The sequence below is a fragment of the Actinophytocola sp. genome (assembly GCF_036402745.1).
Classification (GTDB): domain Bacteria; phylum Actinomycetota; class Actinomycetes; order Mycobacteriales; family Pseudonocardiaceae; genus Actinophytocola.
Genome location: NZ_DASWSJ010000227.1, coordinates 1 through 18175, shown reverse-complemented (window position 1 = coordinate 18175; position 18175 = coordinate 1). Strand labels below are relative to the sequence as shown.

Here is an 18175-nt window from a genome sequence, read left to right as displayed (position 1 = left end):
CCGGCTGCCGATGAGCCGGAACGACCAACCCGCATCACGCACGTGCAAAAGCGCGTGCAGCTCCGGGAAGCGACGAAGGGCCTGCTCTTGCGTGATGTTCATTGGGTCTCCCGTTCCCCGACCTTGGATACCGGTCCGATGGCGGCCGTCGGGGAAGCAACGCCATCGGACCGGCCATTCGAGTGAATCACCGCGAGCCTTCAATGTGCAAGACTTCATAACGGGTTCTCGAGATGAATACTCGATTCGGCTAATCGCATTACGAATCGAGCGCTCGGATGCTTTCATATCGGGTGTAAGATGCCCCCAGATTGAGAGGTGAGCATGTCGGACACCGGAGCGTCGGGATCGACCGTGCCGCGCAGGCAGCTCGGCCGGTACCTGCGCGACCTACGAGGCAAGGCGCGGCTGACCGTCAAGGCTGCGGCGGCCGAGCTGGAATGGTCGGAAGCCAAGATCTGGCGCATCGAAACCGGACAAACGTCACTGCGCAGTCTTGACGTCGAAGCCATGTGCAGGGTGTATGGCGCGCCTGATGACCTGACCGAGGGCTTGATGGGTCTCGCCAAGGAGACCAAGGGGCGCGGCTGGTGGCACGCCTATGGCGATGTCATCCCCGATGGCTTTGACCTCTACATCGGTCTGGAAGAGTCCGCCTCACAGTTGTGCTGGTACTCCTCCGAGCTCGTGCCTGGTCTCCTGCAAACCGAGGCGTACGCCCACACGTTGATCCGGGCGGACAACGTCGGGGTCAGTGATGACGAGATCAAGCGGCGCGTCCATGTCAGGATCGCGAGGCAGGCGCTCCTGACGAGAGTCACCGCAGCGCCCACGGTAGAAGTCATGCTCAACGAGGCCGTGCTCTGTCGGCCAGTTGGCGGCGTCGAGGTCATGGCCGAACAGCTCGCCAAGTTGGCTGAGGTAGCGGACTATCCCAACGTCTCTATACGGGTAGTCCCCTTCAAAGCCGGCCTCCATCACGGGTTGATGTCCGGACCGTTCGTCGTCTTGCGCTTCCCGACCAACGGAGACGGGCGCGAGGCCGAACCGCCAACCGTCTACGTCGATGGCTTCACGGGAGCGCTGTACTTGGATAAGCCCGGTGAGATCGACCGTTATGACGGAGCGCTCCAAGCCATCCGTGACGTTGCGCTTAACGATGAAGACAGCAAGCGTCGCATCCTGATAGCAGCTAGGGAGCTGGAGTAGTGAGTAATCGAGACATGACCGGTGCCGTCTGGCGAAAGAGCAGCGCCAGCAACGGCCAGGCTGAGTGCGTAGAGGTGGCGTTCGTCCAAGATGCAGTCGCCATGCGCGACTCCAAGCGCCCAACCGGCGGAGCGCTGATGTTCTCGTGTGACGAGTGGCATACGTTCGTCGGGAGTGTCGGAGACGGTGGGCTCAACCGTCCGTAAGTCCGACAGCAAGAAGCCCGTCTTCCAACGTGTGCAGAGACGGGCTTTTGTCGCGCACTTCTCTGGCTCGTGAGCCGTAGTTGATCATGCGCGCGTCGCACAACCCAGCTCCGACCCACGAGCACGGTCAGCAGGGGGCATTCCGCCCCCGCCACACGACGTTTCAGCAGGTCACAGCCCTGTCTGCCGTGTGCCGATCCACACGGCGACGCACACGTCTAGATGATCATGAAACGAGCTGTTTCCCCTGGTAGACTGGTCTTTGTCAGGGTTACATAGACCATCGCACGACTCGTCCATGAAGAGGACGCCGTTGTGGGCCTGGCTGACGGCACCCGGTTTGGCGAGGCCGACGCCGCCCCCGACGAGTGCGGGCACGGAGGTGGAGTGGTGTGGGGCCACGAACGGCGGGGTGATGATCAGCGGTGAGTCCTGGGACAGGGCGCCGGCTATCGAGTGGATGGCGGTGACTTCGAGGGCTTGTTCGGCGGTTAGTGGGGGCAGGAGGCCGGGCAGGCGTTTGGCGAGCATGGTTTTGCCGGTGCCGGGTGGGCCGGTGAGGAGGAGATGGTGGCCGCCCGCTGCCGCGACCTCCAGGGCCCAGCGTGCCTCGGGCTGACCGAGGACGTCGGCCAGGTCGGGGATCTCGGTGGTGGTGGCGGACGGTGGTCGGGGCTCGGGGCGTTTGAGCACGTCGGACTCGCCGCGGAGCCAGGACAGGACCTCGAGGAGGGTGTCGGCGGCGCGGATGTCGAGGCCGGTGACGAGCGCTGCCTCGGACAGGGTGTGGGCCGGGACGACGGCTCGGGTGAGGCCGGCGCGGCGGGCGGCGAGCAGGCCGGGGAGGACGCCACGGACCGGGCGGATGCGGCCGTCGAGGGCGAGCTCGCCGATGAGGGCCATGCCGGTGAGCATGTTGGGTGGCACGCGGTCGGCGGCGGCGAGGACGGCGCAGGCCAGGGCGAGGTCGTAGCCGGAGCCGCCTTTGGGCAGGGCGGCTGGGGACAGGGCCAGGGTGACGAGCTCGCCGGGCCATTCCTCGTGGCTGTTGCGGATGGCTGCGCGGACTCGCTCCTTGGCCTCGTTGAGGGAGGCGTCGGGGAGGCCGACGATCTGGGTGCGTGGCCGGCCGCCGCCGATGTCGGCCTCGATCTCGACGGCGACACCGTCGACGCCGAACAGCGCGACCGACCACGCTCGGGCGAGCGGCATCAGAGGGGACCTTTCGGGGAGTGGGACGAGAGGGAGAGCCAGGTGGGCTCGTTGCGGCGGCGCGCCGGGCGGCGGCCGCGGATGCTCGGTGGCGCGCGGCACCAAGGCCTCGGCCGGTCAACAGAAGTCCGGCGGCCCGAGGTGGAAAGCGGCCCGGTGTATCGGCCGGCGAGGTAGCGGCCGGCCATCAGAAGGCGCCCTTGAAGTGTTGGATTCTCGGGGGTTCGCCGGGGGGCCAGATGATGGAGATGATGTCGAAGCGTTCGTTGCACCAGCCGACATTGTGGGTCGTTCGCCAGCGTCTTGACAGGCGGCGGATTCGGTTGGCCTTCTCGTCCGTCACCGCTTCTGTGGGATGGCCGTAGTTGGTGCTGGTGCGGGTCTTGACCTCGCACACGATGAGGCGCTCGCGGTCGGTGGCGATGAGGTCGAGCTCGCCTTCCGGGCAGCGCCAGTTGCGCGCCAGGACCACCAAGCCGTGGCGCTCGAGGTAGCGCGCGGCCAGGTCTTCGCCTCGGTCGCCTGTGCGTAGGTGGGCAGGCGTGGGGCGCGGGGTGGTGTCAGCCGTCATGGCTTCGACGTTGCCGCGTGGAGGCGGGGGGTGCCACCGGGTGGGTGTCAGCTGTGGACAGGTGGGTGGGTTGTGGACAAACCGGGGGCGAGGGGGTCGCTAGGGGCCGGGAATGTCGGTGGGGTGTGGTATCAGGCGCCGAACGGGCCTTCTTCGGGGAGCCGGAGGTCGGGCTTGTCCAACTCCTCGACGTTGACGTCCTTGAACGTTATGACCCGCACGTTCTTGACGAAGCGCGCCGGCCGGTACATGTCCCATACCCAGGCATCCGACATCCGCACCTCGAAGTAGACCTCACCGTCCGAGTCGCGCACCTGCACGTCGACCCCATTGGCCAGGTAGAACCGGCGCTCGGTCTCCACGACATAGGAGAACTGGCCGACGATGTCGCGATACTCGCGATAGAGCTGCAGCTCCATCTCGGTCTCGTACTTCTCGAGATCCTCCGCACTCATGCGGTTACGCGCTCCTCAGGATCGACGGGGGCGGATCCCCCATTCTGAACCACGGCGGCCGCCGCCACACTCAAGGCCACCGGATGTGGCGCCCGCAACCCGTGTGCGAGCCCCGCCGCGGCCACGTTCACGTACGACCAGCGATGCACCGCGCTCGGACCGTGCTCGGCGAGCGTGGCGCTGTGCGCACCTGTGCAGTACCCCTTGTGCTCGTCGAACCCGTACATCGGCAGGTCCTCGTGCAGCCCGGCCATGATCCGGTCCCTGGTGACCTTGGCGAGCACGGACGCCGCCGCCACGCAGGCCACCGCCTGGTCGCCCTTGATGACCGGCATGCTCGGCGCCGTGAGGCCCGGCACCCGGAACCCGTCCACCAGCACGTACCCAGGATGCGTCGTCAACCGCGCGACCGCACGTCGCATGCCCTCGATGTTGGACACGTGCACGCCCCTGCGGTCGACCTCCTCGACCGGCACGACGACGACGGCGTGGTCGACGGCCCGGCGGAGAACGAGGTCGAACATCCGGTCGCGGGCGGCGGCGGTGAGCAGCTTGGAGTCCGTGAGGCCCTCGAACTTGGCGGCGTCACCGGGCTTGAGCACGCACGACGCGACGACCAGCGGCCCCGCACAGGCACCCCGGCCTGCCTCGTCGACGCCGGCCACCGGGCCCAGACCACGCCGGTCGAGCGCCGCCTGCAGCGCCCAGTTGCCCGCGTCGCGCCGTAACACCGCCCGCGGCGGGCGGGACTCCAGCCAGGGAAGCTGTGCCAGCGTCACGGTTCGTCTCCTGCGGATCGCGCAGTACCGGTGGACCTCAGCGCGGCACGCACCCGCCGGCCCAGCCACAGCGTCGGCCATGCGGCCAGCAGCCCCGCGCCGACCGGCATGCCGTACTGCCACGCTGCCCCGACTGCCGTCGCGGCCACCTGCGGGTCGTGGTCGCCGACGCCCTGCCACCGGGACGGCGGCAGCACGATGAAGCGCACCTTGCCGATGACATTGTCCACCGGCACGAGGCCGTTGGCCCCTCCCCCGCCCTGGTATCGCGAGTCGCTGGAGTTGTTGCGGTTGTCCCCCATCACGAACAGCATCCCGGCCGGCACCGTGATCGGCGCGAACGACGCCTGGGTGGGCGGGGCGGTGGGGGTCCAGTAGATGTAGGGCTCGTCGAGGGATTTGCCGTCGACGAGCACGCGGTTCTTGTCGTCGCAGCACTCGACGCGCTGGCCGCCGACCGCGATGATCCGCTTCACCACGTCGTCCTCGTCGGGCGAGGCGAGGCCGAACGCGGCGCCGACGTCCTGCAGCCACGACACGAACCCGTTGCTCGAACGGTTGGAGTGGAACTCCGACTGGTTCCACGTGCCCGGCCGCTTGAACACCACGACCTCGCCGGGCGTCGGGTCGCCGAAGGTGTAGACGAGCTTGTCGACCAGCACGCGGTCGCCGTAGCAGCCGGCACAGCCGTGGAGGGTCTGCTCCATCGACTCGGACGGGATCACGAACACCCGGGCGAGGAAGGTCTGGATGACCAACGCGAGGAGCAGCGCGACCCCGATGAGGATCGGCAGCTCCTTCCAGAACGACCGCGGCTTCTTGGCCTTCTTGCGGGCCCTCCGGCGGCCGGCCCTGGTCTCGGAACCAGCTTCGGCTTTGGACCCCGAGTCGACAGACGCCGAGTCGACAGACGCCGCGTCGACGGATGCAGAGTCGACGGCTGCAGAGCCGGCGTCCTCGGGCCCGGCGAACTCCGCCGTGGCGTCCGGGTCGCCGTCCCTCTGCTCGGTGCGGCCGTCCCCCTCGTCCTCGTTGTCCTTGCTGCTTCCGGAATGTGCGACGTCGACCACGCGTGCACACTACCCGTGCGCCGTGGGCGGATCGTCGCCCCGCGTCCCGCGTGGCGGGCGGATCACCCACCTGATACGACGGCCCAGCCACAGCATCGGCCACGCGGCCACGAGACCCACCCCGGCGGGCAGGCCCTGCTGCCATGCGGGCGCGCCGAGCGCCATGGGAATGCCGCCCTGCGGGTTGTGGTCGCCCACACCCCGCCAGCGCGCCGGCGGCAGCACGATGTACCGGGCCTTGCCGATGACCTTGTCCACGGGGACGACACCGCGGATGCCGCCGCCGCCCTGGCAGCGGGAGTCGCACGAGTCGCTGCGGTTGTCGCCCATCACCCAGAGCGTGCCCTCGGGCACGAGCACCGGGTCGAAGCGCTGCGCGGCATCCGGCTTGCCGTTCTGCCAGTAGATGTAGGGCTCGTCGAGCGGTCTGCCGTCGACCAGCACGCGGTACTTCTCGTCGCAGCACTGGACGGTCTGGCCGCCGACCGCGATGACCCGCTTGACGAAGTCGCGCTCGTCCGGCGGCGCCAGGCCGACCAGTGCGCCGACCGACTGGAGCGCGTTGACCAGGAAGTTGCCCGACGGCGGCGCCTGGATGTCGTTCTCGGTCCACGCGTCGGGGCCCTGGAAGACGACGACGTCACCGGGCCCGGGGTCGGAGAAGTTGTAGACGAGCTTGTCCACCAGCACGCGGTCGCCCGTGCAGCCGGGGCAGCCGTGCAGGGTGAGCTCCATCGACCCGGACGGGATCGAGTACACCCGGCCCAGGAAGTGCTGGATGAGAAAGGTGAGCAGCAGCGCGACAGCGAACAGCGTGAGCAGCTCGCGCCACAGCGGCTGCTTCTTGGCCGGCCTGCGGTGCTTGCCCCGTTTGGTCCGCGCCTCGTCCTCGGACCGGCCGTCTGTTCGGCCGGCCGAGCGGTCGAGGAGACGCTCGCCGGCCGGGAGGTCGCCCTCGTCCCGGTCGTCGCGAGGACGGCCGGGACGAAACCAGTCGCTGCCGGGACGATCCTGCGGCGGCACCTCGTGCCAGGTCGGCGGCTCGGTGAAATCGTCGACCTTGGGGATCAGCTCGGTGCGCTCCGGATCATCCTCCGGCGACTGTGCGTGCACAGGGGTGACCACAAGGCCAGGCTACGGGAGCCGGCGCTGGTGGGTGTGAGGCCGCACCTCAGGAGGTGGGCGCGGCTTCGCGCTTCTCCTTGATCTTGGCGGCCTTGCCGCGCAGCTCACGGAGGTAGTACAGCTTCGCGCGCCGCACGTCGCCGCGCCGGTCGACCTCGATCTCGGCGATGTTGGGCGAGTGCACCGGGAAGGTGCGCTCGACGCCGACGCCGAAGGAGATCTTGCGGACGGTGAAGGTCTCGCGGATGCCACCACCCTGACGGCGGATGACGACGCCCTTGAAGACCTGAACCCGCTCGCGGGAGCCCTCGATGACTCGGACGTGGACCTTCAGCGTGTCGCCCGGGCGGAAGGCCGGGATGTCGGAGCGCAGCGACTTGGCGTCCAGGGCATCCAGGGTGTTCATCGGTGTATCCGTCCTCATGTCGTTCGTGCGTCCCAGGTGGGCGCGGCGATGGGCCGCAGTCTGGTCAACCTGGGGAGTCAACGTGGGGTGCGCCGAGACGCCACCCGGTCGCAACAACCCGCCAAGTATGTCACGGTCCCCAGCCAACCGAACGCGGGGGGATCACTCCCCCGCGCGCAGCCGTTCCAGGCGGGCCCGGTCGTGCTTGTCGAAGGCCTCGTCCGGGAGGGCGTCGAGCAGGTCGGGGCGGCGGTGGAAGGTGCGCTCCAGCGCCTGGTCACGGCGCCAGCGGTCGACGGCGCCGTGGTTGCCGGAGCGCAGCACGTCGGGGACCGCGAGGTCGCGCCAGACCTCGGGCCGGGTGTAGCTGGGGCCCTCGAGGAGGCCGTCGGAGAACGAGTCCTGCTCGGCCGACGCGGGGTTGCCGAGCACGCCGGGCAGCAGCCGGGCGACGGCCTCGACCATCACCATGACCGCGACCTCGCCGCCGACGAGCACGTAGTCGCCGATGGAGACCTCGTCGACCGGCATCCGCCGCGCGGCGTCGTCGAGGACCCGCTGGTCGATGCCCTCGTAGCGGCCGCAGGCGAACATCAGCCACTCCTGCGCCGCGTACTCGCGGGCGAGGGCCTGGGTGAACGGCCGGCCGGCCGGCGTCGGCACCACCAGCCGCGGGGTGCCGGACGCGCACAGCTCGTCGAGGGCCTCGCCCCACACCTGGGGCTTCATGACCATGCCTGGGCCGCCGCCGTACGGGCTGTCGTCGACCGCCTTGTGCACGTCGTGGGTCCAGCGCCGCAGGTCGTGCACGTCGACGGTGAGCAGCCCGCGCTCGACCGCCCGGCCGAGCAACGCCGCCCGCAGGGGGTCGAGGTACTCGGGGAAGATCGTGACGACGTCGATGCGCACCTAGCTCAGCAGCCCTTCGGGCGGGTCGAGCACCACGCGGCCGCCCTTGACGTCGACCTCGGGGACGATCTCGCGGACGAACGGGACCAGCGCCTCGGTGCCGTCGGGCCGGTCGAGGACGAGCAGCTCGCCGCCGGGGCTGCGGGCGATCTCGCGGACCGTGCCGACCTCGGTGCCGTCGGCCAGCACCGCGGCCAGGCCCTCGAGCTCGTGCTCGTAGAACTCGTCGGGGTCGTCGCTGGGCGGCAGGTCCGCGGCGTCGACGAGGAGCTGGGCGCCGCGCAGGGACTCGGCGACCGTGCGGTCCGGGACCTCGTCGAAGCGGACCAGCAGCCGGGTGGCGTGGACCCGGACGGTGGACACCGTGAGCGTGCGGACGGTGCGGTCCCGGAGCCGTGCGTCGAACACGGCTCCGGGCACGAACCGTTCGTCCGGTGAGTCGGTGTGCACGTCGATGGCCAGCTCGCCGGCGATGCCGTGCGCCTTGGCGATCCGGCCGACCAGAAGGAGCTCGGTCACTGGTCGGTGTCGACGACGTCCACTCGGATGCCGCGACCGCCGATGCCGGCCATCACGGTGCGCAACGCGGTGGCGGTGCGGCCACCACGACCGATGACCTTGCCGAGGTCCTCCGGGTTGACGTGCAGCTCCAGCGTGCGACCACGGCGCGTGGTCACCAGCTCGACGCGCACGTCGTCCGGGTTGTCGACGATGCCACGCACCAGGTGTTCGAGACCGTCAGCGAGGAAGCTCACGACGTCCCCTCGCAGGCTCGGTGAAGCCGCTCGCGGTCGCCCTGTGTCGATGGTTCGCTCGCAAGCTCACTCACGACTCTTCCTTGGCACCCTCATCCGCGGCGGCGTCCTTGGCGGCGTCAGGAGCGGCGTCCTTCTTGGCCTCGGACCTCTTGGCGCCACCGCGCTTCTTCGGGGTGGTGGCCTCGGTGGTGGGCTCCTGGCCGGCAGCCTTGAGAGCGGCGTCGAACAGCTCCTGCTTGCTCGGCTTGGGCTCGCGGACCTTCAGCGTGCCCTCGGTGCCCGGCAGCCCCTTGAACTTCTGCCAGTCGCCGGTGATCTCCAGGAGACGCTGCACCGACTCGGTCGGCAGCGCGCCGACGCCGAGCCAATACTGGGCGCGGTCGGAGTCGACCTCGATGAAGCTCGGCTCCTCCTTGGGGTGGTACCGGCCGATCGTCTCGATCGCCTTGCCGCTGCGGCGGGTACGGGCATCGGAGACGATGACTCGGTAGTACGGCGCCCGGATCTTTCCCAGACGCTGCAGCTTGATCTTGACTGCCACTTGTTGTGGTGCTCCTGTCGATGTTGTTCCGGGCGCCGGTGTGAGCCGCGTGGGGAGTTGCGGTTGGCCGGAGCCCCAAGTTCGTTGGCGCCGTGGCACGGTGAGAGGGGCCGGTCACGGCGGACAGCCGTACATTCTGCCAGACCCGATCCGTCAGGCCGGCATGACCCCGATCGCGACCAGCAACACGGCCAGCGCGGGCAGGAAGTTGTTCACCTGGTGAGTGACGATGCTGGCGCCGAGCCGGCCGGTGAACAGCCGCGCGAGGCCGATCGGGATGCCGATGACCAGCAGCAGAGACGTGCGCAGCGGCTCGAGGTGGCTGACCGCGAAGATCACCGTGGTGAGGCCGAAGACCGCCCAGCGGCCCCAGCTGAGCCGCTCCAGCGCGCCCCACAGCAGGCCGCGGTAGATGATCTCCTCGCAGACCGGGCCGACGAGCCAGACGAACAGGAACAGGGCGATGGCGGCGGCGACCGGCATCCGGTCGTTCGCCACCAGCTGGCTGACCGCGGAGGAGGCGTTCTCCTCGCCGACGACGTTGGTCCAGACGATCGCCGCGAGCGTGGTGCAGACCAGGCCGAGCGCGCCGAACTTGAAGCCGGCGCGGATGTCCTCGCGGGTGAACGACCAGCGCAGGTCGATGGCCGGGCCGTTGCCGCGCAGCTTGGTGACCAGGAGCGCCACGGCGGTGGCGAGGACCGTGGGGACGATGGTGCCGACCAGCGCGACGGTGGCCGAGTGGATCGACTCGGGCGCCACGGTGCCGACGATCGCGCCGATGAGGACCGCGGAGAGGACGAAGACGGCGAAGACGAACAGGAACGCGCCGAAGCCCCAGCGGTGCGTGCGGACCTGGGGGTCGGCGAGCTGGGACCCGGAGGTCTCGGTCGCTTCCCGTTCGGTCGTCACTGGCTGAGAGTAGCCCGTTCGTCGCAGAGCAACCGGACAAGCTGGGCCAACGGGTGATCCGTCGCTGGTCCGTCTCTGGTCCGTCTAGTGGATTACGCGGCCGCGGAGGACCGTCCGCTTCGGGTCGCGGAGCGCGCGGAGGTCGGCGCGGGGGTCGGTGTCGTAGGCGATGATGTCGGCCGCCGACGACTCCTGGATGCCGGACCAGCCGAGCCAGCCGCGGGCGTCCCAGGAGGCGGCGCCGAGGGCCTGCTCGGTGGTCATGCCGGTCTCGTGCAGGGCGATGACCTCGTCGACGATCCGGCCGTGGGCGATGCCGCCGCCCGCGTCGGTGCCGGCGTAGACCGGGATGCCGGCCTCGATCGCGGCGCCGACGGTCCGGCGGACGCGGCCGTAGAGGTCGAGCATCTGGCCGGCGTAGCGCGGGTACTTGCTGGCGCCGGCGGCGATGCCGGGGAAGGTCTCGATGTTGATCAGCGTGGGGACCAGCGCCGTGCCGTGCTCGACCATCGCGGCGATGGTGTCGTCGGTGAGGCCGGTGCCGTGCTCGATGCAGTCGATGCCGGCCTCGATCAGGCCGGGCAGCGCGGTCGAGCCGAAGACGTGCGCGGTGACCCGGGCGCCGGCGTCGTGCGCGACCTTGATGGCCTCGGCGAGGACGTCGTCGGGCCAGAGAGGGGCGAGCTCGCCGAGGTCGCGGTCGATGAAGTCGCCGACGAGCTTGACCCAGCCGTCCCCGGCGGCGGCCTGCTCGGCGACGGCCTCGGGGAGGCTTCGCGGGTCGTCGAGCTCGTCGGCGAGGTGCGGGATGTAGCGCTTGGGCCGGGCGATGTGCTTGCCGGCGCGGACGATGCGGGGGAGGTCGAGGCGCTCCTGCAGCGGGCTGGTGTCGAGCGGGGCGCCGCAGTCGCGGAGGAGGAGCGTGCCGGCGTCGCGGTCGGTGACGGCCTGCTCGGCGGCGCCGTCGAGGTCCTCGGTGGCGAGCCCGACGTGGCAGTGCGCGTCGACGAGGCCGGGGAGGAGGAAGCCACCGTCCACAATGGTCTCGGCGCCGGGGACGGGCTGGGTGCGGATCCGCCCGTTGACGATCCAGAGATCGCGCTCCTCGCCTTCGGGAAGCACGACACCACGCATGTGCAAGGCCGTCATGGGCCCCGATTGTGCCCCACGGGCGCAACGATCATGCCCGAGGCCGCTCGCGGATCGTTACCGCGGTGGCGGTCGGCGCGCTCATCGTGCTCGGTGCGCTGGCCAACTCCGCGACGCCCGACCCGAGCCCGTACGGCTTTTGACCGCGGCTGGACGAGTACGGCCCAGGTCTGAAGACAGGCACGGCGGGACCGTGCCGTCTCGTCGGCGGGTCAGTTGTTCTCGCCCTTGTCCTTCGGGAGCTTGAACTTCTTCGGGTCGAAACCCGGCGGGAGCTGGTCGAGGCCGGCGAGGCCCGGAGGCAGCTCGTTCAGGCCCGGGGGCATCTTCGACAGGTCCGGCATTCCGCCCGGCATCATGCCCGGGAGACCACCGCGAACGCGGGGTGGCGTCGGGCCGCGGCCCTTGCCCTTCTTCCCCTTCTTGCCCTTCCTCGACTTGCTGCTGCCGCGGCTCGCACCGGGGAGGCCGAAGCGGCCGGCCATCTGTTGCATCATCTTGCGGGCCTCGTAGAACCGGTTCACCAGCTCGTTGACCTCGCGGATCGCGACGCCGGAACCCCGCGCGATGCGCTGGCGGCGCGACGCGTTGATGATCTTCGGGTCGTGGCGCTCGGCCGGGGTCATGCCGCGGATGATGGCCTGCAGACGGTCGAGGTGCTGGTCGTCGACCTGGGCCAGTTGGTCCTTCATCTGGCCTGCGCCGGGGAGCATGCCGAGCAGGTTCGCTATCGGGCCCATCTTGCGGACCGCCAGCATCTGCTCGAGGAAGTCCTCCAGCGTGAGCTCGCCGGTGCCGATCTTGGCCGCCGCGGCCTCGGCCTGGTCCTGGTCGAAGACCTGCTCGGCCTGCTCGATGAGGGTGAGGACATCGCCCATGCCGAGGATGCGCGAGGCCATCCGGTCGGGGTGGAACGTGTCGAAGTCCTCGAGCTTCTCACCGTTCGACGCGAACATGATCGGCTGGCCGGTGACCTCGCGGACCGACAGCGCGGCACCACCGCGCGCATCGCCGTCGAGCTTGGTGAGCACCACGCCGGTGAAGCCGACGCCGTCGCGGAAGGCCTCGGCCGTGGTGACCGCGTCCTGGCCGATCATGGCGTCGACCACGAACAGGACCTCGTCGGGCTGCACGGCCTCGCGGATGTTGGCGGCCTGCCGCATCATCTCCTCGTCGACGCCCAGCCGGCCGGCGGTGTCGACGATGAGGACGTCGTGCTGTGCGCGCTTGGCCTCGTCGATCGAGCGGCGAGCTACGTCAACGGGATCGCCGACGCCGTTGCCCGGCTCGGGGGCGAAAGTGGGCACCCCGGCCCGCTCGCCGACCACCTGGAGCTGGGTGACCGCGTTGGGCCGCTGGAGGTCGCACGCCACCAGCAGCGGGGTGTGCCCCTGCCCGACCAGGTGCTTGGCCAGCTTGCCCGCGAGCGTGGTCTTACCGGAACCCTGGAGACCGGCGAGCATGATGACCGTGGGCGGCGTCTTCGCGAGGCTGAGCCGCCGGGTCTCGCCGCCGAGGATCTGCACGAGCTCCTCGTTGACGATCTTGACGACCTGCTGCGCGGGGTTGAGCGCGCCGGATACCTCCGCACCCTTGGCGCGTTCCTTGATGTTCGCGATGAACGTGCGCACCACGGGCAGCGCGACATCGGCCTCCAGCAGCGCGATCCTGATCTCGCGCGCGGTGGCATCGATGTCGGCGTCGGACAGGCGGCCCCGGCCACGCAGGTTCTGCAGGACCGAGGTGAGCCGGTCGGAGAGGGTATCGAACACGACATCGAGGGTAGTCGGTCCGCGCGCGGAGAGTTGCAGAGAGCCGGAGCGGGATGGGCTCGACCCCTCGACGAGCCCCACCCCGCGTCCGCACACACCTCCCCGGTGTGCGCGGCCAAGCATCGCGGGCGCGGGACCGCCCCGGGAGCGTTGAACAACGCGGTTCGCGCTAGGGAGAACTACTCAGCAGGCGGCCAGCACGGCCTTCTCGATCTCGTGCCGCCAGTCCGGGCTGCCATGGGCCGGCGAGGTGGGCGCGAGGCTGAACGACGCGATGGCCGTCCCACCGACCTGCATGGCACGCGCCCACAACACGTCGGCGCCGCACTTCTCCAGCGCCGCCGCGATGTCGTGCAGCAGGCCCAGCCGGTCGGCCGTGCGCAGCTCCAGCACCACGTCGGCCGAGTCCGCGCCGCCGTCGGCCTCGTCGTCGAACCACAGCACGCGCGGGGCCGGCGGGTCGTCCGGCACGTCGGCGTAGTCGCGCTCCTTCGCGGCCAGCTTCTCCGCGAGCGGCAGCGACCCGGACAGCGACCGGGTGAACTGCTCGCGCAGCAACGCCTTGTCCGGCAGCGAGCCGAACCGCGGCGACACGGAGAACGTGTCGACCGCGACGCCGGCGTGCGCGCGCAGCTCGGCGGCGTGCACCTTCAGCGAGTGCAGCGCGAGCACGCCGGCCGCCTGGGACAGCAGGCCCGGGTGGTCGGGCGCGACCAGGGTGATCGTGGCAACCGGGCCGGACTCGACGAGTACGTCCGGCTTCCTCGACGCGGCAACGGACTCGGCGAGCGCGCGCTGCGCGTCGTCGAGCGGCTTCGGGCCTTCCGGCCGCTCGCCGGCCATCGCCTGCCGGCACCGCGAGACGAGGTCGGCGACGAGCGCGGCCTTCCAGTCCGACCACACGCCGGGGCCGGTGGCGAGCGAGTCGGACTCGGCCAGCCCGTGCAGCAGCTCCAGCAGCACCGGGTCGCCGTCGAGGGTGTCGACGACGCGGCGCACGGTGGCCTCGTCGGAGATGTTGCGCCGGGTCGCGGTGTGCGGCAGGAGCAGGTGGTGGCGGACCATCGCGGACAGCGTCGCCACGTCCTTCTCCGGCAGGCCCAGCCGCTCGCCGACCTGGGTGGCGAGCGCGGCGCCGACGATCGAGTGGTCGGTGCCGCGGCCCTTGCCGATGTCGTGCAGCACGGTGCCGATCAGCAGCAGGTCCGGCCGGGACACGTTGGTGACCAGCCGGGCCGCGTTCGCGGTGGCCTGCACCAGGTGCCGGTCGACGGTCCACACGTGAGCGGCGTCGCGGGGCGGCAGGTCGCGAACCGCTCCCCACTCCGGGAAGAGCCTGGCCCACAGGCCCGTCCGGTCGAGCGCCTCGACGACGTCGATCAGGCCCTCGCCGGCGCCGAGCAGCGACACGAGCTCCTGGCGGACCTCGGCCGGCCACGGCGCCCGCGGCTCCGGCGCGGACTCCCCCAGCCTCGCGAGCGTGCCCGGCGCGATCGGCCGGCCGGTGCGGGCGGCCGCGGCGGCCACCCGCAGCAGCAGCGCGGAGTCCTTGCTCGGGTCGACGTCGCGGGCGAGCGTCACCTCGTCGGCGGCCAGCACCACGCCCTCGGCCAGCGGGCGGCGGGCCGGGGTGCGGCGCAGCACGCCGAGGACCTTGCGCGGACCCGGCTGCCCGGACCGCAGCGCCACGTCCAGCGCGTAGGCGACCGCGCGGCCGGCCCCGGACAGGGCCCTGGCCAGCGCGAACCGGTCGCCGATGCCGAGCACGGCGGCGATCTCGTCGCCGTCCTGGGGCATCAGCACGTCCCGCGGCCTGCCGGCGATCCGGCGCAGCTCGGTGCGCGCGTCGAGCAGGAGCCTGCGGGCCTGGGCGACCTCCCCGGAGGGCCGGTCGACCAGCTGGGCCAGCGCGAGCGCGTCAAGCATCGCGAGGTCGCGCAGGCCACCGCGGCCGTGCTTGAGGTCGGGCTCCACCCAGTGCGCGACCTCGCCGCTGCGCTGCCACCGTTGCCGGGCCGAGGACACGATCTCGTCGAACCGCCTGCGCACGCCTGTCCGCCACGCGTCGCGGGCCTCGTCGGCGAGCTGGCGGGTGAGCGTCTCGTCGCCGGCGAGGTGCCGGGCGTCGAGCAGCCCGAGCGCGGTGCGCAGGTCCCGGCCGGCGACGTCGAGCGCCTCGGGCACCGTGCGGACCGAGTGGTCGAGCCCCACGCCGGAGTTCCACAGCGGGTACCAGAGCTGCTCGGCGATCCCGTTGATCCCCTTGTGTCCACTGTGGACCAGCACGAGGTCGAGGTCGGAGTAGGGCACCAGCTCACGCCGGCCCAGCCCGCCGACCGCGAGCAGCGCGATGCCCTCGCTGTCCGAGCGGACGCCGGCATGCGCGGCGTGCACGGTCAGCCAGAACTCGTGCAGGTCCGTGAGCGCCTCACGCAACGCGTCCGGCGCCAGCCGCCCGGTCTGGTGCGCTCCCGTGCGGCCGCCGAGCAGGCGGTCGCGGGCGAGCACGAGATCCGCGGCCGTGGGGGCGGCCGGCACCTGGCCGCCGGCCGCCCCCTCCCCCTTAACTCCCATCAGAGCGCGTCGGTGCCGCGCTCCCCGGTGCGCACCCTGACCACGGTGTCCACCGGCGTGACCCAGACCTTGCCGTCGCCGATCTTGCCCGTCCGTGCGGCCTCGACCACGGCCTCCACCACCTTGTCCCCGAGCGTGTCGTCGACCAGGACCTCGATCCGCACCTTCGGCACGAAGTCGACCGAGTACTCCGCACCGCGGTAGACCTCGGTGTGGCCCTTCTGCCGCCCGTAGCCCTGGACCTCGCTGACCGTCATGCCGAGCACGCCGACCTGCTCCAACGCCGCCTTCACGTCGTCGAGCGTGAACGGCTTGATGATCGCGGTCACCAGCTTCATGCCTTGCTCCTCTCGAGGGCCTCGGCCGAGGTCACTCCGACCGGCTTCACGCCGTCCTGCGCACTGCCACCGCCAAAGCCACCGAAGTCGTAGCCAGTCTCCTTGTGCTCAGCCTCGTCGATGCCCGCGGCCTCGGCCTCCTCGCTGATCCGGAACCCGATGGTGTACTTGATCAGCAGACCGATGATGGCGGTCAACACGAACGAGTACGCGAGCACCGCGCCGGCCGCAACCGCTTGGCGACCCAGCTGGGTGACCCCGCCTCCGTAGAACAGGCCGTTCTCGCCGACCGAGGCGGCGTTGACCGAGTTGGTGCTGAAGAAGCCGATCAGCACGGTGCCGATGATGCCGCCGACCAGGTGGATGCCCACCACGTCGAGCGAGTCGTCGAAGCCGAACCTGAACTTGAGGCTGACGGCCAGCGCGCACACCGCACCGGCGACCACACCGATGACCAGCGCGCCCCACATGTCCACGTAACCACACGCCGGGGTGATCGCGACCAGGCCCGCGACCGCGCCGGACGCGGCGCCGAGGGTGGTCGGCTTGCCGAACTTGAGCTGCTCGGTGATGAGCCAGCCGAGCACCGCCGCGGCGGTGGCGATGGTGGTGTTGGTGAACGCGACGGCGGCGAGGTCGCCCGCGGTCAGCGCGGAGCCGGCGTTGAAGCCGTACCACCCGAACCACAGGAGGCTGGCGCCGAGCAGGACGAACGGAACGTTGTGCGGCCGCGGGGTGTCCTTCGGCCAGCCCCTGCGCTTGCCGAGGATGAACACCAGCGCAAGGGCCGCGGCGCCGGCATTGATGTGGACCGCGGTGCCACCGGCGAAGTCGAGTGCCTTGAGGTCGTTGGCGATCCAGCCGCCCGTCGAGCCGCTGCCGATGAAGCCGTCGAACGAGAACACCCAGTGCGCGACCGGGAAGTAGACGACCGAGCCCCAGAGAACCAGGAACACCACCCAGCTCCAGAACTTGGTGCGGTCGGCGATCGCACCGGAGATGAGGGCCGGGGTGATGACGGCGAACATCAGCTGGAACATCACGAACGCCAGCACCGGGAGCCCGTCGGGACCGGGCCAGGGTGTGTCGGTGGTGGCGAAACCGGCGAGCTTGCCGACCGCGGAGGTCAGACCGGCGAAGTCGGTGTTGCCGAGCAAACCTCCGAAGGCGTCGTCGCCGAAAGACAGGCTGAAGCCGTATACGGCCCAGAGCACGCTGATCACCGCAAGCGCGATGAAGTTCATCATCAGCATGTTGAGCACACTCTTGGAGCGGACCATGCCGCCGTAGAAGAACGCCAATCCGGGTGTCATGAGCATGACCAGCGCGGCGCTGATCAGCACCCACGCGGTATCTCCTGCGTTGAGCAAGTTGTCCTCCCGTACGCGAGATTTGCCTGCGGAGCATCGAGAAGTCCTGTTTCGCAGGATCGCGTCACCGGTTTCACCCATGTGAACTGTCCGGCAGTTTTTGTTACAACCACATGTCGGCTACGTGGCAACTACGCTCGGCTCTCATCAGTGACCATCGGACAGACAGCGGGTTGCTCCAGGTGCCGGCCGCGTCGATCACCGACCCGGCGTGGCTCGCCGAGCAGATCGACGCCAGCGCTCGCCGGTACCGCTTCGACCGGCGCGCGGCCCTCGGCGTGCTGTGGTGGTACTCGGCGAGCTCGGTGCTGCTGGGTCCTTCGGTCGAGTCGCTCGTGCGCGGCGGGCCGGTGGCCGACCCCGCGCTGGCGTCGGTGACGCTGTTCCTGCATCCGGACGGGCGGGTGCTCGACGCGCGGTCGGCCGCCGTCGTTCCGGCCGGCATGCTGGGCAAACGCCTGGCGGCGGCGCTGTCCGCCGCGGTGGCCGCGGTGGCTGCCGCGAGCGGGGCGCCGAAGCCGGCGCTGTGGGCGATCGCGACCGACTCGCTGGCGAACCGGGTGCTGTGGGCCGATGGCGCGCCCGGTGTGGCGGAGTCGCTGGCCGCCTCGGTCGGCGGGTCGCTGCCGGTGCCGCGGTACGTGTCGGTGGGTGGCCGGCAGGTGGTGCGGCGGGCGTCGTGCTGCCTCATCTACCAGGCGCCCGGGGAGCAGAAGTGCGTGAGCTGCCCGCGCCAGCATCCGGATGATCGGTACCGACGGTTGCGGAGTGCGCTCGGCTAGTCCGCCTCCCCGGGATTAAAAGTGTGCGTTGCGTCCC

19 protein-coding genes and 1 pseudogene are annotated in these 18175 nt (G+C 70.4%); 3 read left to right on the top strand and 17 right to left on the bottom strand.

Features of this window, described 5'->3' with window-relative positions; all coding sequences use genetic code 11:
• Positions 1-324: 324 nt before the first annotated feature.
• Both VGD70_RS21675 and VGD70_RS21670 read left to right on the top strand, forming a co-directional pair.
• On the top strand, positions 325-1209 hold the full coding sequence (locus tag VGD70_RS21675) for a helix-turn-helix transcriptional regulator (RefSeq protein ID WP_331084119.1): 885 nt from the start codon (positions 325-327) through the stop codon (positions 1207-1209).
• Between the two features lie 14 nt (positions 1210-1223).
• The gene (locus VGD70_RS21670; protein ID WP_331084115.1) at positions 1224-1415 is read left to right on the top strand and encodes a DUF397 domain-containing protein; all 192 of its coding nucleotides are present in this window, start codon (positions 1224-1226) and stop codon (positions 1413-1415) included.
• A gap of 282 nt (positions 1416-1697) precedes the next feature.
• Here the strand turns inward: VGD70_RS21670 and VGD70_RS21665 are convergent.
• The 17 genes and pseudogenes from VGD70_RS21665 to VGD70_RS21585 all read right to left on the bottom strand — a co-directional run.
• Positions 1698-2627, bottom strand: a pseudogene (locus tag VGD70_RS21665) (YifB family Mg chelatase-like AAA ATPase); the annotation flags it as partial.
• Between the two features lie 187 nt (positions 2628-2814).
• Positions 2815-3198, bottom strand: a complete 384-nt coding sequence (locus tag VGD70_RS21660; RefSeq protein WP_331084113.1) for a YraN family protein — start codon at positions 3196-3198, stop codon at positions 2815-2817.
• A gap of 131 nt (positions 3199-3329) precedes the next feature.
• Positions 3330-3653: a DUF2469 domain-containing protein gene (locus VGD70_RS21655; protein WP_331084111.1), complete on the bottom strand. Its 324-nt coding sequence runs from the start codon at positions 3651-3653 to the stop codon at positions 3330-3332.
• On the bottom strand, positions 3650-4426 hold the full coding sequence (locus VGD70_RS21650) for a ribonuclease HII (protein WP_414638017.1): 777 nt from the start codon (positions 4424-4426) through the stop codon (positions 3650-3652). The genes VGD70_RS21655 and VGD70_RS21650 overlap by 4 nt, the downstream gene beginning before the upstream one ends.
• Before the next feature lie 2 nt (positions 4427-4428).
• The gene (lepB, locus tag VGD70_RS21645; RefSeq protein ID WP_331084107.1) at positions 4429-5502 is read right to left on the bottom strand and encodes a signal peptidase I; all 1074 of its coding nucleotides are present in this window, start codon (positions 5500-5502) and stop codon (positions 4429-4431) included.
• A gap of 9 nt (positions 5503-5511) precedes the next feature.
• Complete coding sequence (gene lepB, locus VGD70_RS21640) at positions 5512-6627, bottom strand: signal peptidase I (protein WP_331084105.1); 1116 nt, start codon at positions 6625-6627, stop codon at positions 5512-5514.
• A gap of 46 nt (positions 6628-6673) precedes the next feature.
• Entirely contained in the window at positions 6674-7033 is a 360-nt protein-coding gene (gene rplS, locus VGD70_RS21635; protein WP_331084103.1) for a 50S ribosomal protein L19, read from the bottom strand.
• Between the two features lie 162 nt (positions 7034-7195).
• Positions 7196-7942, bottom strand: a complete 747-nt coding sequence (gene trmD / locus VGD70_RS21630; RefSeq protein ID WP_331084101.1) for a tRNA (guanosine(37)-N1)-methyltransferase TrmD — start codon at positions 7940-7942, stop codon at positions 7196-7198.
• A complete protein-coding gene (gene rimM / locus VGD70_RS21625) occupies positions 7943-8461 on the bottom strand; it encodes a ribosome maturation factor RimM (RefSeq protein WP_331084099.1) in 519 nt (172 codons plus the stop codon).
• A complete protein-coding gene (locus VGD70_RS21620; protein ID WP_291410629.1) occupies positions 8458-8697 on the bottom strand; it encodes an RNA-binding protein in 240 nt (79 codons plus the stop codon). The genes rimM and VGD70_RS21620 overlap by 4 nt, the downstream gene beginning before the upstream one ends.
• Before the next feature lie 70 nt (positions 8698-8767).
• Entirely contained in the window at positions 8768-9241 is a 474-nt protein-coding gene (rpsP, locus tag VGD70_RS21615; RefSeq protein ID WP_331084095.1) for a 30S ribosomal protein S16, read from the bottom strand.
• A 153-nt stretch (positions 9242-9394) separates the two neighbouring features.
• Positions 9395-10153, bottom strand: a complete 759-nt coding sequence (locus tag VGD70_RS21610) for a type II CAAX endopeptidase family protein (RefSeq protein ID WP_331084093.1) — start codon at positions 10151-10153, stop codon at positions 9395-9397.
• Positions 10154-10237: 84 nt separating this feature from the next.
• Positions 10238-11302 carry an amidohydrolase family protein gene (locus VGD70_RS21605; protein ID WP_331084091.1) on the bottom strand — a complete coding sequence of 355 codons (1065 nt, stop codon included), beginning with the start codon at positions 11300-11302 and terminating at the stop codon, positions 10238-10240.
• 212 nt (positions 11303-11514) lie between these two features.
• Entirely contained in the window at positions 11515-13074 is a 1560-nt protein-coding gene (gene ffh / locus VGD70_RS21600) for a signal recognition particle protein (RefSeq protein WP_331084089.1), read from the bottom strand.
• A gap of 183 nt (positions 13075-13257) precedes the next feature.
• Positions 13258-15648 carry a [protein-PII] uridylyltransferase gene (locus VGD70_RS21595; RefSeq protein ID WP_331084088.1) on the bottom strand — a complete coding sequence of 797 codons (2391 nt, stop codon included), beginning with the start codon at positions 15646-15648 and terminating at the stop codon, positions 13258-13260.
• Positions 15648-15986: a P-II family nitrogen regulator gene (locus tag VGD70_RS21590; protein ID WP_331084086.1), complete on the bottom strand. Its 339-nt coding sequence runs from the start codon at positions 15984-15986 to the stop codon at positions 15648-15650. The genes VGD70_RS21595 and VGD70_RS21590 overlap by 1 nt, the downstream gene beginning before the upstream one ends.
• Entirely contained in the window at positions 15983-17356 is a 1374-nt protein-coding gene (locus VGD70_RS21585) for an ammonium transporter (protein WP_331084084.1), read from the bottom strand. Before VGD70_RS21585 ends, VGD70_RS21590 begins: the two co-directional genes overlap by 4 nt.
• 182 nt (positions 17357-17538) lie before the next feature.
• On the opposite strand from VGD70_RS21585, the gene VGD70_RS21580 reads away from it, so the two are divergent.
• Positions 17539-18138, top strand: a complete 600-nt coding sequence (locus tag VGD70_RS21580) for a (2Fe-2S)-binding protein (RefSeq protein ID WP_331084117.1) — start codon at positions 17539-17541, stop codon at positions 18136-18138.
• Positions 18139-18175: the final 37 nt, after the last annotated feature.